This is a genomic window from Paenibacillus sp. P4_A7 (assembly GCF_056402455.1).
Map to the genome: position 1 here is coordinate 1 of NZ_JBFUHJ010000017.1, position 16,782 is coordinate 16,782.

At 43.6% G+C, this 16,782-nt stretch carries 15 protein-coding genes; 2 read left to right on the top strand and 13 right to left on the bottom strand.

Annotated features, from left to right (window positions below; all coding sequences use genetic code 11):
• From AC1DWN_RS04690 to AC1DWN_RS04730, 9 genes are all read right to left on the bottom strand, one after another.
• Positions 1–630: alcohol dehydrogenase catalytic domain-containing protein (locus AC1DWN_RS04690; RefSeq protein ID WP_477557780.1), on the bottom strand; the 630-nt coding region annotated here is incomplete at its 3' end.
• A 20-nt stretch (positions 631–650) separates the two neighbouring features.
• Positions 651–2,102 (bottom strand): CoA-acylating methylmalonate-semialdehyde dehydrogenase, encoded by a 1,452-nt coding sequence (locus AC1DWN_RS04695; RefSeq protein WP_477557781.1) that lies wholly within the window; start codon positions 2,100–2,102, stop codon positions 651–653.
• Positions 2,103–2,127: 25 nt separating this feature from the next.
• Complete coding sequence (locus AC1DWN_RS04700) at positions 2,128–3,288, bottom strand: iron-containing alcohol dehydrogenase (RefSeq protein ID WP_477557782.1); 1,161 nt, start codon at positions 3,286–3,288, stop codon at positions 2,128–2,130.
• Between the two features lie 15 nt (positions 3,289–3,303).
• Positions 3,304–4,497 (bottom strand): carbohydrate kinase family protein, encoded by a 1,194-nt coding sequence (locus AC1DWN_RS04705; RefSeq protein ID WP_477557783.1) that lies wholly within the window; start codon positions 4,495–4,497, stop codon positions 3,304–3,306.
• A 9-nt stretch (positions 4,498–4,506) separates the two neighbouring features.
• Positions 4,507–5,652, bottom strand: a complete 1,146-nt coding sequence (locus AC1DWN_RS04710) for a Gfo/Idh/MocA family protein (RefSeq protein WP_477557784.1) — start codon at positions 5,650–5,652, stop codon at positions 4,507–4,509.
• A gap of 3 nt (positions 5,653–5,655) precedes the next feature.
• Positions 5,656–6,498 (bottom strand): class I fructose-bisphosphate aldolase, encoded by an 843-nt coding sequence (locus AC1DWN_RS04715; protein WP_477557785.1) that lies wholly within the window; start codon positions 6,496–6,498, stop codon positions 5,656–5,658.
• An 18-nt stretch (positions 6,499–6,516) separates the two neighbouring features.
• Complete coding sequence (locus AC1DWN_RS04720) at positions 6,517–7,935, bottom strand: FAD-dependent oxidoreductase (RefSeq protein WP_477557786.1); 1,419 nt, start codon at positions 7,933–7,935, stop codon at positions 6,517–6,519.
• Positions 7,936–8,060: 125 nt separating this feature from the next.
• Positions 8,061–8,801: an SDR family oxidoreductase gene (locus AC1DWN_RS04725; RefSeq protein WP_477557787.1), complete on the bottom strand. Its 741-nt coding sequence runs from the start codon at positions 8,799–8,801 to the stop codon at positions 8,061–8,063.
• 245 nt (positions 8,802–9,046) lie between these two features.
• The gene (locus tag AC1DWN_RS04730) at positions 9,047–9,193 is read right to left on the bottom strand and encodes a hypothetical protein (RefSeq protein WP_477557815.1); all 147 of its coding nucleotides are present in this window, start codon (positions 9,191–9,193) and stop codon (positions 9,047–9,049) included.
• Here AC1DWN_RS04730 and AC1DWN_RS04735 point away from each other — a divergent pair.
• Complete coding sequence (locus AC1DWN_RS04735; protein ID WP_477557816.1) at positions 9,148–9,552, top strand: hypothetical protein; 405 nt, start codon at positions 9,148–9,150, stop codon at positions 9,550–9,552. The genes AC1DWN_RS04730 and AC1DWN_RS04735 overlap by 46 nt on opposite strands.
• A 7-nt stretch (positions 9,553–9,559) precedes the next feature.
• Here AC1DWN_RS04735 and AC1DWN_RS04740 read toward each other — a convergent pair whose 3' ends face one another.
• The 4 genes from AC1DWN_RS04740 to AC1DWN_RS04755 form a co-directional block, all read right to left on the bottom strand.
• Positions 9,560–11,305, bottom strand: coding sequence for a sensor histidine kinase (locus AC1DWN_RS04740; protein WP_477557788.1), 1,746 nt, complete (start codon positions 11,303–11,305; stop codon positions 9,560–9,562).
• A gap of 79 nt (positions 11,306–11,384) precedes the next feature.
• Positions 11,385–12,953, bottom strand: a complete 1,569-nt coding sequence (locus AC1DWN_RS04745; RefSeq protein ID WP_477557789.1) for an extracellular solute-binding protein — start codon at positions 12,951–12,953, stop codon at positions 11,385–11,387.
• 75 nt (positions 12,954–13,028) lie between these two features.
• Positions 13,029–13,910, bottom strand: coding sequence for a carbohydrate ABC transporter permease (locus AC1DWN_RS04750; RefSeq protein ID WP_477557790.1), 882 nt, complete (start codon positions 13,908–13,910; stop codon positions 13,029–13,031).
• A gap of 16 nt (positions 13,911–13,926) precedes the next feature.
• Positions 13,927–14,868, bottom strand: coding sequence for an ABC transporter permease (locus AC1DWN_RS04755; protein ID WP_477557791.1), 942 nt, complete (start codon positions 14,866–14,868; stop codon positions 13,927–13,929).
• Positions 14,869–15,050: 182 nt separating this feature from the next.
• On the opposite strand from AC1DWN_RS04755, the gene AC1DWN_RS04760 reads away from it, so the two are divergent.
• Positions 15,051–16,649, top strand: a complete 1,599-nt coding sequence (locus AC1DWN_RS04760; RefSeq protein ID WP_477557792.1) for a response regulator — start codon at positions 15,051–15,053, stop codon at positions 16,647–16,649.
• Positions 16,650–16,782 lie beyond the last annotated feature (133 nt).

Below are 16,782 nucleotides of genomic sequence, written 5' to 3' on the forward strand. Positions count from 1 at the left end.
CAATCGTATCGGTTCTAGATCTGCTACAATAATTTCACGTGCTCCGAAAGCCTTTCCTGCAACAATCGCCATCAATCCGACTGGCCCTACGCCCATGATGGCCAAAGTAGATCCAGGCTGCATTCCCGCTCTCTTGGCGGCATGGATTCCGACTGAGAAAGGCTCATTCAACGCAGCTTCTTCAAAGGTTAGATGATCCGGGATAGGGAACAAAAAATCTTTTCTCATCTTAATGTACTGAACAAAAGCACCATCATAAGGGGGTGTCGCCAAAAAATGCACATCAGGACAAAGATTATACCTGCCCTTCTTACAGGCATCGCATCTCCCACATGTGACCCCAGGTTCAACAGCCACTCTGTCCCCCACTTTGAACTCAGTTACCGCTTTACCAAGTGCAGCAACGATACCGGAGCATTCATGTCCTAAGATAATGGGTTTTTCCACGACATAAGGACCAATTCTTCCGTGTTCGAAGTAATGGAGATCTGAACCGCAAATTCCAACAGCCATGACTTTGACCAATACTTCATCACTGCTGATTTCCGGAACTGGTATTTCTTCAATGGAGATCTGGTAAGGCTTTTGCATGACAGCCGCTCTCATTGTTCTAGGCAATGATGGATTCATAGGAGATCCTCCATTCGATTTTATACATACCGTGCTGTAACCATCTTTTTCCGTGTGTAAAATTCTACTCCATCCGACCCATTTGCATGCAAATCACCGTAAAAGGATTTTTTGAATCCGGAAAACGGAAAGAAAGCCATCGGTGCAGGGACCGCGACGTTAACTCCTAGCATGCCCGCATCAATCCCCTCGCGAAATTGACGAATGGCCTTGGCGTCGTTGGTATATATGCAAGCTCCATTTGCAAATTCAGATTGATTAGAGATTTCAATCGCTTCCACAAGTTCATTGACTTTAATGATAGAAAGAACAGGAGCAAATATTTCTTCTTTCCATATCGTCATCTCAGTTGTAACTTCCGAGAAAATCGTCGGTCCCACAAAGTAGCCCTTTTCTCCGGTCAAGTTGTGAACTCTTCCATCTCTCAACAATTGAGCTCCCTCTGCTATACCTTGGTCTATATATCCAAGCGTTCTTTCTTTATGAGATTCCCTAATGACTGGTCCAAGAAATACATCTTTGTCCATTCCATTTCCCATCTTGATTTCATTCGCCTTGTGGACAAGCATATTGCACAATTGATCCGCTATCTGGCCAACCGCGATCACAACAGAGGCGGCCATACAGCGCTCACCTGCAGAACCGAATGCAGCGTTGATAATATTGGAAGCGGTCACTTCCAAATCTGCATCCGGGAGTACAATCGAGTGATTTTTAGCTCCTGCTAGCGCTTGAACTCTTTTTCCGTATTTGGACGCTTCTACGTATACATATTCGGCAACAGGCTGCGAACCGACAAATGAAATGCCTTTGATTTCTGGATGCTCTAGCATACCGTTGACGACATCTTTGGAACCATGCACCACATTGAAAACACCAGGCGGAAGGCCTGCTTCTGTAAACAATTCCGCCAACCGATTGGCCAAATGCGGCGTTCGTTCAGAAGGTTTCAATATAAAGGTGTTTCCACATGCGATCGCCAAAGGAAACATCCAGCAAGGGACCATCATCGGAAAATTGAACGGCGTGATGCCAGCAACAACGCCCAATGGATAACGATACATCCCCGATTCAATACCGGTAGCAATATCAGGCAAGTGCTTCCCCATCATCAACGTAGGTGCCCCTGCTGCAAATTCTACACATTCAATTCCCCTTTGAACTTCTCCATATGCTTCAACAAAGCTTTTACCGTTCTCAATTGTAATCAGCTCGGCAAGCTCATCCCAGTGGTCAACCAGCAGCTGTTGGTATTTGAATAGAATTCTTGCGCGGCGCGGCACCGGCGTAGCTTGCCAACTAACAAAAGCAGCTTGGGCAACAGTAACCGCTGCCGCCAGATCTTCTGAATTGGAATGGGGAACAAAAGACAATGTTTTACCTGATGCCGGATTCATCACCTCTTCATAGTTTTGTGAGGATGAAGATACCAATTGACCCCCAATATAATTTTTTAACTGTAGTTTGCTCACTCTGACGATCATCCTCTCAATCTCATTAAAATGAATAGTCGAAGGCCTTCCTATACAGCTCAACGATTTCTCCGTGAGTTGGAATTGCTGGCGTATTTGCTGGACTACCACTATCCAGAGCATCCGATGCCATTTTATTCACCTTATGCTCCATCTGATGGCGATCGATACCCCATTGTTTCATATTGACGATTTTTAGATCCCGGAAAAGCTTATTAATCCCATAAATTGTGTCCTCGATACTCCTGGCTGCGTCATTCATGATGCTGCCTATTTTCAGCATCTTTTCCTTACAATCATCTTTCACAAATTCCATTACGGCAGGCAATAACATCGCATTAGATAACCCATGAGGCACATGGAACAAGGCTCCAATTGGGCGAGACATGCCATGCACCAAGGTAACCGAAGAATTGGAAAAGGCAATACCCGCCAACATCGAGCCCATCGCCACCTTTTCTCTTGCCTCAACATTCTGTCCATCCAAAAATGCAATTTTCAAATTATGCGAAATGAGGTCAATTGCTTTTAAAGCATACATGTCCGTAATGGGCTGGGATTTTCGCGAGATATATGCCTCTATGGCGTGACATAAAGCATCTATACCTGTTGCGGCAGTGATATTCGGAGGGCAAGATATCGTTAATATAGGATCGATTATCGCAACTGCAGGGATTAGCATCGGATCCGATATCATCATTTTTACATCCGTTTCCGTATCCGTAATAACCGTTACTTTCGTTACTTCAGAGCCAGTCCCCGCGGTTGTTGGCACGGCTACCACTGGAATGGGCTTGTTTGTAAACCGTTGCTTGCCTGGCAAATAACGATTCAATGCCCCTTCATTCGTTGCCAGAATTCCGACCGCCTTGGCTGTATCAATGCAGCTCCCACCGCCGATGGCCACTATAACATCACAATGTTCATCTCGGCATAGCTTTAGCGCTTCTTTCACGTAAATGTCTGTAGGCTCGGTGCCTACGCCAATGTACCTTACGCAAGACAACAAGGATTCACACAAATACTTTTCACATTTCCCTACCAGTTCAAGCTTCTCCATAATTGGATCACTGATAATGAGAACCTTTTTTCCTATATTTGCTACAATGGAACCAATTGACAAAAGGGCTCCCACTCCATATACAATTTTTCCCGGTATGATTAACTCATTGATCAGCAAGGTCATACTCCTTTCTGGATATCAGCTGTTATCTGGACCATACCAAATTCCTTTCTCATGCTTATACTCCCAATTGTCCAGCGGAATCTTCAACTCTTTTTGTTGCCAGCCATCGTTCATTTTAGATTTCAACACTTTCCATTCAGGAATCTCATCAACCGCTGTAATCCCGGACACACTGCACGCCCCAGTTGCAACAGCTGCGAGCATGGCTTCTTTCAGGCTTCCTTGATGCATCAAGCCAGCAAGAAACCCTGCTATTGTAGCATCTCCAGCTCCGGTCGTCCCTGTCACCTTCACGGAATAGCAAGGAGCAATCATCTCCTTATGAACCCAGTCCCATTCTTTGATCCCCAGGTTTTGTTTTAACCCGGACAATTTAGCGCCTTGTTGGGCTGTCTTCATATATAAGCCATGTTCACCTAATTTGATTCCGACAACCGTAGGACCTAAGTCCAACAGCTCATTTGCGAACTCACTGATAAGCGTCCCATTCGCTAACGAAAATACGTCCTGATTTGCTCCTTTTTTGAAATCGAGATATTCACGTTGACGTAGCATAAAGAAAATCTCTTCAAAACTAGGTACAAATATATCCACATAAGGCAGTATACGTTTCAGGAATTTCGGCCAATCTACTTGTCCCGCTTCCGTATCCGGTTCGACTAACGCCATGTCCAAGGAGATTGTTAAATTTTTCAGTTTAGCCCTGCTAAGCAGTAATTCTAACTGCTTTCCGCCATCTCTGTAGAAACACTCCAACAGTGGGGGATAGCCAAAATGAAAAAGTCGGACGCCTTCGAACATTTCATCTTTAATATCACTTTCGTCAAACGTACAATTTGCACCCATATAATGTAGAATGATACGATCTTCATTCTTCGGATGGATGAGGATTGAATAAGAGGTATTGTCTTCTTCCCCAATAATAATCTCTTTGGTCAAAGCTGCCCCTTGATTGCCAATCAACTTCAGCGTCATATCGCCGAATAGATCGCGTCCGACTTTACCGACTAATCGTGTATCGATGCCTAGTCTATGGAGTGAAACCCCTGTATTAAATACGGCACCCCCACATGTTGCAGACAAAACACCTGCTTCAATAAGCTTTCCAGGGAGAAACAGGTCCTTCACGTTTTCATTGGAATGAATTTCTGGTCTTATGTCCAAACAAAGATGTCCAGCAACTAATATGCCCCCTGGATCACGCATCATAGAACCCTCCTAGCTAAGTAAAACAGTTTGTCCGCTTTTTTGTGATTTCAATGCCGCAGTAAATAATTCATGAGCTTTAACGGTTTGTTCCGGGGTAACGCATTTGACTGATGTACTCACCTTACCATTCGCAATTTCATCGCAGAATGACGCCCACATCTGCAAGATCGAATCTGTAAAACCGAATTCAAAAATAGAGCCTGTAATAGTTTTATATGCCGATTCATAGGGCATATCCGTCTGGTTCCATGCTTGTTCCTGGCCTGGTGTATAGGTCATATACTTAATCTGTTTGGGATATTGTGTCGAGAATTCAGCAGAAAATTTCGTGCCTTTGATTCTTATAAACCAAGTGTTAGCATGTCCCGGGTCAATGCGATTCATGGTCAGTAGCATCGTAAAAACTTGATCCCCCGCTCTCGCTTCACATGCCAATGTAGCATTATCCCATGTTTCACATGGCACCATTTTCCCGGATGAATCCGGCCTTTCATCAACGATTTTGGATAATAAAGACCTGACATTTAGAATATTCCAGTTAAAGAGAAGCGGCAGATGCATAACATGCATCCCTAAATCTCCCATACACCCATATTCACCATTGGTCGCTATTCTTCTTTTCCAATTTATAGGCTTTAATGGATCGAGATCGCTACTATGCAGAAATCCGGCTTCTACTTCAATGATTTTCCCAAACCTATTCTCTTGAACCCATTGAACCAACCTGTGAGCACCTGGATAAAAAGGGAATTCAGATGTACATCTCACTATCGTATCCGGGTGTTCAGCAATCGCTTCGAGAATTTTACGATTTGCCTCCGAATCGATGCCAAATGGTTTCTCACCCAACAGATGTTTACCGCTTTGAATAATATCGCAATAGATTTTCGCATGAAGGTTGTGCGGAACTGCGCAGTAAATCGCATCAATGTCCGGGTTTTGTAACAACTCTTCATAGGTCGTGGTTGCTTGCTTAAGCGTGTGTACATTCTTAGTGAACCACTCCACCGCAGTGGCATTGGTGTCACAAACCCCAATGATTTGGGGTTCGAAATCTAAATCCAAAAGATGACACCATCTTGCAGCAGCACTTGCAAATTCACGGCCCATTAATCCAGCACCGATTATACCGAAGTTGATCTGTTTATTAGCCATCGGTTATTCCCCAATCAATATGGACTTCGCTTTTTCTACCGATACTCCGTCATGTACGATGGCCATCAATGCTTGGGTCATTCTTTCCGGATGTTGATGCTGAATAACATTACGTCCATAAACAATGCCCGAAGCACCCTGCTTCATAATTTCATGAGTACTGGATAGGACGATATCATCGGATGTTCGCCCTCCGCCCCTTACTAGTACCGGAATTCCAGACGCCGCTTCAATGACTTTGTGGTATTCTCCTACATTGTCGCAAGGATCGGCTTTGATCAAGTCAGCACCGAATTCAGCCGCCTGTCTTACAAGGGGAACGATTTTGGTGATATCGCCATCCACCATGTAGCCTCCTGCGATATCATTGGACTGCATGACCAACGGTTCAACCATCAATGGCATGCCATATTTCTCACACTCTCTTTTCAGGGCGAATACATTTTGCACGGATTGATGATATAATTCCGGTTGGTTTGGAACCAACAACAAGTTGACGACAACACAGGCGGCATCCAATGATACAGCTTGCTCCACAGCTCTATCGATTAATTGACTGAAAAGATAGGGAGGCAGTTTTTTGTTATAGAAATTTCCGGCATCCGTACGCATAACTAAGGAAGGCTTACTTTTTCCAGCAATATTTTGAAGATGTCTCGCTTGGCCTACAGTCAGTTGAATGGCATCCGGATTGGCCTCTACGATCTGATTAACGGCCTGAGCAATATTCTCAATTCCTTCCAAAAAGGATAATTCATTAAAAAATCCGTGATCAAAGGCTACGTCGAAGCATTTTCCATCAGTTGCAAACAATCTTTTCATTCTCGGTTTATGTGATATTGTCATGTTATATTTCTCCCTTATTTAATCCCATTCTCGATTAATTTTCTCAATCATTTGCGGGATGCGTAATATTTGTTGAATTTCTGGAATCGAAACGTCCGGCAATGTCGTTGACTTCTTGATCGCAAGTGCAGAGGCGACTCCTGCGGCTTCCCCCAAAGCCATCATCGTCCGAGACAATCGGCAAGAGGATGCTGCAATATGGGAGAACGATGCCCCTCTCGTTGCTACAATCAGGTTGATCATTTCTTTAGGCAGCAAACAGRCATAAGGTATTCCATATGGACCGTCCAATTCTTTGCTGAGTGGATTTGTTACACCTGTCTGTCCATGCGTGTCCAGTGAGTGATCGGCAAAAGCGATTACGGATTCTTTGTGTCTTTGATGGTTGATGCCAGCCCGAACATCCTGCTCGGTTAATACAAATCTGCCAACTAGACGATAGGATTCCCTTACCCCAACCATAGGGAAATGCATTTGAAAGCGATAATTCGTAAAATCCTGCGTGCGCTTGAACCAGTGCCAATGGGCGAGTGCCCTCGTTTCACAAATCGCTCTCGCCCGTTCAGGCGGGAGATCGTGATATTCCTTCCCCTGCATGACTGGCAAGAGATTAAAGCATAAATCGCCGTTGGGATATTCCGTAATAAATGCCGAGCGAATTTGCTCAAGCAGCCATTGTTGCGATTGTTCGTCAACAACAGATTCGTCATAACGGGCATTCTCTTGAGCAAGCTGTTTATCGGTTTTCTCCACACGATAAACAAGGGTAACACCATTTATGTAGGGTTGTGGTGAAGTAGGGGCGGAAGGCTCTTCATAAAGATCGAAAGCATCCTCGCCGAATGCCATTTCACAGCCAGCCTTACTTGCTAGAATGGCTCCCCCGGAACAATCGATATACACTTTAGCATTTATTCTGACTGTCTCTTCAGACCTGGCCTTCTTTACCGTAATGTACTGAATTCGATCCTCAGTTACCGTTGCATCGATCAACCTGGTGCGATAATGAATGCTGACATTTCCTGCATCGAGAAGCATGGACTCAATAATAGAAGCCATTTCTTCCGCTTCAAAATGAACCCTTCGCCTTCTGTCACTAGCTAAATTGCTGCGTCTCAGAGAACTCTCATAGGCTTCGTTCGGATCGATTATCGAAAGACCATAAGGCTCTTGTGGACTATAGTTGTGAACGGTTTTACCCACGCCTACGGCACCGTGCCTCATCAGGCGTTCATATAACTCGTAATGGATCCCAAGCCCGCCAATTCCTGGCTCCCAATTATTAACGCCTCCTACCGTAGAGGTGCCCCCCAGACGATCCATCGTATCGATCAGTTCGATTCGGGCTAGTGGGTTCTCCCTTGCTGCTCGGATAGCTGCTCCGAACCCAGCGGACCCTCCGCCAATAATGACAATGTCCGTATTCAATATATTCAATCGATGCACCCCCTCTGATTATCGGACTGTTCGAAGCTAATCTTCTAAATCCCCGCATTTGAAAGCCGAATCTGTTGATCATCCGATAGGTCGATTTGCAAAGTGCCCAGCGCCTCTGAGAATACTTAACGCGGAATAACTTCTTGGTCAATTCCCCATACGATTAGTTCTTCAATAAATGCTCTACTAGGTAAAGAAGCCATTAGATAAGCAGATTCAGCCACATCTTCAGGCTGCAGCCGATCGTCACCATCTTGATCCAGCACATTCATAGACGTGGCAAATTCCGTCTTTGACGATCCAGGAATCAACGACCCCACTCGAACTCCAAACGGACGAAGCTCGCCATATAAGCAACGAGTAAGTCCTAATAAACCCATCTTCGCAGCTGTATAAACGCTCCAAGAAGGCCAAGCGTGCTTAGCACATACCGACAATACATTAATAATGACTCCTGATTGTTGATTCTTCATTAACGGAATAGCAGCATGACATCCATGGATAGCTGTCATTAAATTAAGATTGATAATGTGTTGAATTTCTTCTTCCGAATAATCATCGAATGGAGTGATTCGGACTCCACCACCCGCATTGTTAATCAAGACATCAATTTTACCCCATAGCTCAACTGCCCGATCAACCACAGTATGGGCATCTTTACTGCTTGTCATGTCTGCTTGGATCCACTCCATTGATCCTTCCATCCGCATGGCTTGGACTTCCCTCATTGTGTTCCGAAGCGGTTCCTCCCGTCTTCCGGTTATAAGAACCTTACAACCAGCAGCTACGAATTTATAGGCCATCGCTCTGCCAAACCCGGTGCCTCCACCGGTAATAATCACAACCTGATCCTTCACTTCTCTCATCCCTTCTCTACCGTTGCCAGTAAGCAACCCAATAATAACAAACCAACTAATAGATTAATCTTAAAGGAGAACACTTTGTGGAAACACCCTGCATTTGTTATGTTTTACCGGAGAGATATAATGGATATCTAAATTGTGTATGAACAACGAAACGGTCACCAATCTTCACGTTTTCGTCAATCTCGACAAGACCTAGTCCCCAATCCCCGATTCATAAGGAATCTGAGCATCTCTCAGCATAGCCTTCATGTCCATTCCCTCTTTATTTTCTCGATGAATTCCGGGATCAACAACTTCTTTTGGATAAGCGGGACAGATACATCCTGGTAGGAGCATTCCGTGCCAAGTGCTATTGCCGTTGCCACTCCAGCCGCTTCGCCCAACGCGATCATGGTTCTGGACAAGCGGCAAGATGCCGCTGCGAACGCAAATAGCAAGCGCCCCCATCTGTGGAAGACTAGGGCGCTGTTATCCCGTCATGGATAAGTCCATTGACGAGGACTGCTATCGTAAGGCCATTCAGACATACGGTTTACCGGAAGCCGTCTACTGCGGCGACAAGAAGCCATTGTGGTTCGTAGATCCAGAGGATTTGGCGAATGCTTTCCTGCACTGCGAAACCCGCAAAGTGGACAAGTCTGGCTGCATCAGCTTCATGGCGGGCTTCAAGCTTATGCAGTTATCCGTACAAAGAAATAAACGGACCGGAGCTGAATTAAACGCTCGGTCCGCTTTTCACTGGTTACAATGAATATCCATCAATCCTCGATGGGCACCAAATGCATTCGCACATAGGTCTCCTGATTCATCGTTCTGCCCCACTCCAAGCGTTGATGTTCGCCGTAAAAAAGTGAGAGTCTGTTCATAATATTCTGCAACGCAATTCCGCTAGTCTCTTTATCATTTGATGTCAATTGTCTTCCAATCTTGAACCCATCTGGGAATCCGGAACCATTGTCCAGAACTTCAATAACAAGCTCCAAATCCATCCGATAAACCTTCAACAAGATCATACCCTGACTTTCGGTTTTTGCAATTCCGTGACGAATCGCATTCTCGACTAAAGGTTGAATCAACAATCTGGGAATTTGCCATTCAAGTACTCGTTCATCGATATCATAGAGCACCACAAAGGAATTTTGCTGACGGAACTGCTCGATTTCCACATAATACTTCACCTGCTCAATTTCTTGCTTTACCGTTACCATACTTTTACCGTGAATCGTTGCCCGAAGTAAACCCGATAGAGACTCAATCATTTCGACTACATCCGAATGCTTGCCTCCGTCTGCTTTCCACTTAATCACATCTAACGTATTATAGAGGAAATGGGGACGAATTTGATAGTTTAAAGCTGCAAACTCAAGCTCCTTTTTCTTCTTTTCCGATTCATAAATTTGTGTAATCTGATCATCCAATCTCCTCACCATGGTATAAAAACTGCGGTATAAGAAGGGGATTTCACCGCGGCCTTTCTGGAGATGGTCAATGAGCACCAAATTCCCCGTGTCTACCTGCTTCATCCAGGTAGCTAAATGGGTAACAGGTTTAGTGATCTTAATGAATAAATAAAATGCCAAGAATCCTCCGAGCAATATGTAGCTTATTAACAGACCAATAATTGTATTTCGAATCACGAGCAAGGAGCCCACTAACGTTGCCTCTGGTATAATACTAAGCACTCGCCAGTTGGTCCCCTTCATCGTGGCTTGTGAGATAAAATACCGTTCTCCTTTATCTGTGACCCAGTCAGATCCATCCTCATGGCCAGTTTGTTGTAAAAATTCGAATTCGACTGGTTTTTTTTCCTCTGCGAACGTATCCGCCAAAACAGTTCCTTCCTCATCAATCAGCATCAATCGCTGATTATCCAGGCTATGAGTCAATAGCATATGTTTTCTAAGCTTTGGAACCGAAACGGAGACACCTATAAAACCCAGAGGTTTAAGCGTTTCCTTATCCTTAAGCAAGCGGTATTGGGTAAGGATCTGCATCGGTTCTATCCCATACTGATAAGTGTATTCCTCAAGCCCCCAGACTGGAATCCCCTCCCTTAAGCGAGAATCATGATACCATTCCTGATTCAAGTAGTCGCGACTCGTAATCCAACCTTTGTATAGTGGATAAGCATCTGGGGTTAATGGGTACCAGTTCACCATTGTAATGTTTTCGGTCGTCTTAATTCCACTCAAAGTCTCCAATAACGTGGAAACAAACAACGTTTCCTCACCTGCATTGGAAGGCTCCATTAAAAGAAGGACAGAAATTTCTTCCGAATCAATGACGTTAAGATGAGTGTGATCAATTTCGACGAACAAAGCCTCTAGATGTTGCTTGCTTTGCCCTATAATATTATCCAACATAATGGAATTATTTTTCAAAATGACACTAGTGGAAACCTGATATTGAATCCAACCCAAGACGATTAGGGGAACGATCGTGAATAAAACGAAGACGAAGCTAACTTGTTGAAAAAGCGTCCCCCTATATCTAAGAAACCTCATGTTTGCCCCCCTAATGTCAATAAGGACCCTTATCAGAAGGATCCTTATTATCTTTATTCTATTATACGTAAAGGTGAGATCAGTTCATAGGATTTAATCTATTGATTGCTTCTGTGACCTCATCAATTTTATTTTGCTTTAACTTGTTTAAATATTCGGCAAATACCTTATCGGCATCAGCGTTTGGATCTAGAATAATTTTGGAAGCTACCTCATCTACAGCAGATGTAATTTTACCCATATTTTCTGTGATAACGGAATCATCTCTGTAAACCGCGTAATTGATATGTGCCTTAGTCTTTGCATCTTGAACGACTTTTGAAGCGTATTCGAAATCATCCGGTTGAATTTGGGCAAAATTCTCCTTGGTAAATTCCAATATCCTCGGCGGGGCAGCCCAGAACACGCGATCCAGCATATACAAATCGTACTTGGGGTTATCCTTCAACACCGCATCACGACCGCGCTTGATCTTCTGACCATCAACAATATCGTATGATTTCCCTTCAACTCCATAGAACATCGTGTCAAATCCGTCCGTGTACTGCCAATTGATCATCCGGAAAATAGCATCAGCTTGCTCCGGTGTCGTCCCCTTCGTGATCACAGTTCCAAAATCCATCGCGTTAGGAGTTACTAGAGTTCCCCCTTGAACACCGGAAGGACCCGTTAAGCTTGTAATATAGCCAATCTTCCCATTAGGATCGACTTGTTGAACTGCTTCGGTGCGAAGGTCAATAAATTGCGGCCAATCTGTCGTAGATCCGGCTGTACTGCCATAAAATTTGAACAAGCCTCTATCTTTCCCGACCATCCATTCACTATCCATAAGTCCTTCCTTACGTAATTCTCGCAAATATAGTAAGCCTTCCTTGAATTCGGGCAAAGTATTGGAAAGCACTAAACGATTCGGGTCTTCTTTAGAAGGCTGCCATGCCAGGTAATCGCTTCCAAAGGCGCTGAGGAATGGAGCTACCCATCCAATTGCATTGTTATTAGGTGTTAAAGGGACTAGCCCGTTTACTTTACCCGGATTTTTATCCTTGAAGGCTTGCAACATTGCTTTATACTCATCTGTTGTTTTGGGCTCAGCAATACCTAGCTGTTCCGCCCAATCTTTACGATACGAAATCGTAGTAGGGTAATCTGCACTCATTTTTGGAATGTAGTAAATTTTACCGTCCTTAGGATTGCGATTGTTCTCCCACATCTCTGCGGAGAATGCATTCTTAACCGCTGGATATTTATCCAAATAGCTGTCAAGCGGGAGAAGTAGTCCATCATCGACATACGTCTGATATACAGCTTCAATCGGCCTAACCGTAATAACATTAGGATAGCTTCCCGAGGCCATGATAACATTTCTTTTGTTTGCATACTCGGAACTTGTACTCTGTTGGAAATCAATCTTCGTGTTTGTCGCATTCTCAATTATTGGCAAATAAGCATTGTCCGGATCCCACGAATCCATACTAATAAAGATGGAGAATTTCACTGGAGTCTGCGGAGTATTACTTTCCTTGCTAGTGTTTGTGCTGCTGTTATCGACTGTAGAGCTAGGACTTGCTTCCTTCGAGTTTCCTCCACAGGCCGACAACAATAATGAAATGGCCAGCACGAGCATCATACCTACTTTCACATTTTTCACTTTCAACATCCCCTCAGCTTTTTTTTTTACAATCCTATATGGAAATGAATTCCCTCTATACGAGGATAATCCCATTCACCCTTTGACTGAGCCTAGCATAATTCCCTTTACAAAGTATTTCTGAAGAAATGGATACACAGCTACGATGGGAAGCGTTGCAGCGATAATTGTCGCACTTTGAATCGTAAGTACATTCAATTTGCCTCGCCCCCCATACATTTGTTGATTGGACATTCCAAGCTCACTCATGTCTGCCTGAGCAACGATGTTTCGCATCAGTACTTGCAGAGGCCATTTTTTCGAATCTGTTATATAAAAGATGCCGCGGAAAAATTCATTCCAGTGCCCAACTGCATAGAACAATCCGATTGTAGCAATTGCTGGCACAGATAACGGAATCATAATCTGGAAGAGGATTCGAAGCTCCCCAGCACCATCTATTTTGGCAGATTCCGTCAAGCTCTCAGGAACACTCCAGAAGAAATTCCTCATTAAGATCAAATTGAACGCCCCAACCATACCAGGCAATATCATTGCCCATACAGAATCAAGCAAGCCTAAGGTGCGAACTAGTAGATATCCAGGAATAATGCCGGCACTGAACAGCATTGTAATCACAATCAGCAGTAGAAATATTGATCCTCCAGGTAGATCTTTACGAGATAACACATAAGCTCCTGACGTGGTGAAAAGTAGATTTAACGCAGTTCCGACTATGGTAATGAAAACGGTGATTCCAGTGGAGCGAATCAGCACGTCGTTGCGGAGAATAAATTTATAAGAGTCCAACGTGAACCCTTTTGGCCACAACATCAAATTTGAACTAAGTACATTTGTGGAAGAACTTAACGAAACACTGAGCACATGCAAGATCGGAATYAACGTGAGCAGTGATAGAACAAACAATATCAAGTAAATGCAACCTTCGATAGCGGAAAATGAATTTCTACGATTCATAATGTTCCCAATCTCCTTACCATAGAGTAGGCTCGCCAAGCTTCTTGATGATTTGATTCGCCGTAAATATCAAGGCAAAACCTATAACACCTTTAAACATACCTACAGCAGTAGCCAAGCTATATTCCGCTTGTCCAAGTCCAACTCGGTATACATAAGTATCAATTATATCGCCTACTTCATAAACAGTCGGGTTATACATGATAAATATTTGTTCGAATCCAGCATCCATAATATGGCCTAAATCCAAGATCAACAAAAGTACAATAACCGAGCGCAAACTTGGAAGAGTTACATGCAACATTTGCCTCCAACGACTTGCTCCATCTATACGAGCTGCCTCGTATAGTGTCGGATCGATACTGGACAATGCAGCAAGATAGATGATCGAACCCCATCCGAATGCTTTCAGCACACCGGTTACAACAATGATTGAGCGGAAATAATCAGTGCTTGTCATCAGATTCGAACCATTGACATGAAATAATTCCAGTAATTTCGGAATGACCCCATTCGGTGTAAGAAAGGTCAGCATGATTCCGCCGAACACAACCCAAGATAGAAAATGTGGAAAGTAAGTAATCGTCTGAATGAATTTTTTAAAGCGAATATGTCTTACTTCATTGAGCAAGAGTGCGAAAATGATTGGCATGGGAAACCCGAATATGAGCTTGTATAAGCTGATGAGCAGTGTATTTTTGAAAACTTGATAAAATTCTGGCAATGTAAATAATTGTGTGAAGTATTTCATTCCCGCCCATGGACTTCCCCAAATCCCTTTACCTGGTGAAAAATCCTTGAAGGCGATCGCAAGACCCACATAAGGCAAATAACAGAAAATTATAAAATAGATCAGGGTAGGTGCCAGAATCAAGTAAAGCACTCTATATTTCCAAATTCGTACAAGCAAGGGTGATCGTCTGGTGCCAAAACTTTTTATATCAATACTGGTGTTCACGCGTCCACATCCGCCTCTCGATTTGATATGTTTATCTTAGCRATTGCTGAATTTTACCGAAACCCGACAGATACTAAGTTCTCCCCTGCATATACAACGACTTCCCCATTCTCAGACATCATGCCTTCTGCCCCCTCAACATCGATGGTATAATCGATAATCATGGACAAAGGATGGGTTCAATGAACAGCAATATTGCTCTGGTCGTTGATGACGAACCGGAAAGCCGCGAAGGGCTGATCCGAATTATTCCTTGGCAAGAAATTGGGTTTGACGTTGTTCTTGAAGCAAGCAATGGCATGCAGGCATTGGAATTGATAGCAGAATACAAACCGGCTCTTATTGTGACCGATCTTATTATGCCTATCTCAAACGGGATCGAACTTATGAGAGAGCTGACTAGAATGAGATTGTCAGCCAAAGTAATCGTGATCTCAGGTTATAACGAATTTCAATATGTCCGTGAGTCACTGCGTCTGGGTGCAGTAGACTATATCCTGAAGCCATTCCGTACACACGAAGTTCTTCCAGTTGTCAATCAATGTGTGGAAGAAATTCGCCTATCTCAGCTCGCCGATCTAAAGAAGCAGAAGGAGCAGGAAAAGTATATTCAAGCTCTTTCCCTACTTCAGGATAAGTTCGTCAAGGAGATCGTCACCGGCTATATGAATAATAGTGATAAAATCCGAAATACCCTTGATCAAGTATCATTAAGCTGGATGCTTCATCATCAAATTACCGTTTTATCGATGGAGATTGACAACTTCATGAGCGAATTTACACCAAGCAATAAGGAATTGATGATATTTGCAATCAGCAATGTTGCCAGAGATTCTATATCGAATCAATTGCCTTTCCATCTGTATTATAATCACTCGGGGCGTTGGATTCTCATTCTTGGAAGCGGCTACAAAGAGAAAGTGAAGTTAGTTGCAATGGAATTAATTGAGAATATTGGTCGTTTTGTAAAGCTTGCTGTTACCATTGGCGCGGGTCCAGTCTGTACTGCTGATACCCTTCCTGTATCCTATGTATCCTCCTTGGAAGCTTTGGAGTATAAAACGATTCTCGGTGGTAATCAGATTCTATTCAGTGATGAAGTGAATCTTCACCCTCTAGGCAACTCTCTACAGAGTTCGCCGAACGAGCAGGAAATGTTGTCAATTCTTAAGACAGGCGCAGTTCTGAACAAGGACGAATTCAGACCAAAGCTAATAGAGCTCCTGCACTCATGGGGAGAACACAAGAAGGATACTATTCAACAGCGGTTATTTGAATGGCTGCTCAAAATGGAGAGACAGCTGAAGATCCATAATTCTAATCTAAATGTTATAGGAAATGAGTCTCTTCTGCACTGGAAGCTCTTCTCCCAGTTCGATACTCGTGACAGTATCATCGATTACAGCTTGCATATCTTAGAGCAAATGACCGTGCAGAATTACAATGTACAAAGCAATCAACTGGGACAGATTACGTCAAGAGCGCTTTATCTAATCGAAGAAAACTGTACTACCAACGGATTGACATTAGCATCCTTGGCTGAAATGGTATTCGTGAGTCCCGTCTGGCTAAGTCATCTTTTGAAAGAAAAAACAGGTAAAACATTTCTGGAAATTTTGACAGAGCATCGGATGGAGCGTGCCAAACAATTGCTGATGGATCTGTCGTTAAAGTCGTATGAGGTAGCTGAAAAAGTTGGTTACAAAGATACGGATTATTTCACGAAACAATTCAAAAAATATACAGCTATGACGCCAGGCGAATTCCGCAATCGATCTTAACAAGTACAATCGGCTGGCGTAATCCTAAGAACGACGAATTAAAATGAGAATCCGTTCGCTAGAGTAAAGGGCTGAGTTTTTTCAGCCCCTCCTCATCAAACCGTACGTGAGGTTTTCCCTCATACGGCTTTCC

What these genes read in the sequence shown, in the direction of transcription:
- AC1DWN_RS04700 (WP_477557782.1), bottom strand. Translation starts at nt 3,288, where the DNA reads ATGACCTTGCTGATCAATGAGTTAATCATACCGGGAAAAATTGTATAT.
- AC1DWN_RS04715 (WP_477557785.1), bottom strand. Translation starts at nt 6,498, where the DNA reads ATGACAATATCACATAAACCGAGAATGAAAAGATTGTTTGCAACTGAT.
- AC1DWN_RS04740 (WP_477557788.1), bottom strand. Translation starts at nt 11,305, where the DNA reads ATGAGGTTTCTTAGATATAGGGGGACGCTTTTTCAACAAGTTAGCTTC.
- AC1DWN_RS04725 (WP_477557787.1), bottom strand. Translation starts at nt 8,801, where the DNA reads ATGAGAGAAGTGAAGGATCAGGTTGTGATTATTACCGGTGGAGGCACC.
- AC1DWN_RS04730 (WP_477557815.1), bottom strand. Translation starts at nt 9,193, where the DNA reads ATGATCGCGTTGGGCGAAGCGGCTGGAGTGGCAACGGCAATAGCACTT.
- AC1DWN_RS04760 (WP_477557792.1), top strand. Translation starts at nt 15,051, where the DNA reads ATGAACAGCAATATTGCTCTGGTCGTTGATGACGAACCGGAAAGCCGC.
- AC1DWN_RS04705 (WP_477557783.1), bottom strand. Translation starts at nt 4,497, where the DNA reads ATGATGCGTGATCCAGGGGGCATATTAGTTGCTGGACATCTTTGTTTG.
- AC1DWN_RS04710 (WP_477557784.1), bottom strand. Translation starts at nt 5,652, where the DNA reads ATGGCTAATAAACAGATCAACTTCGGTATAATCGGTGCTGGATTAATG.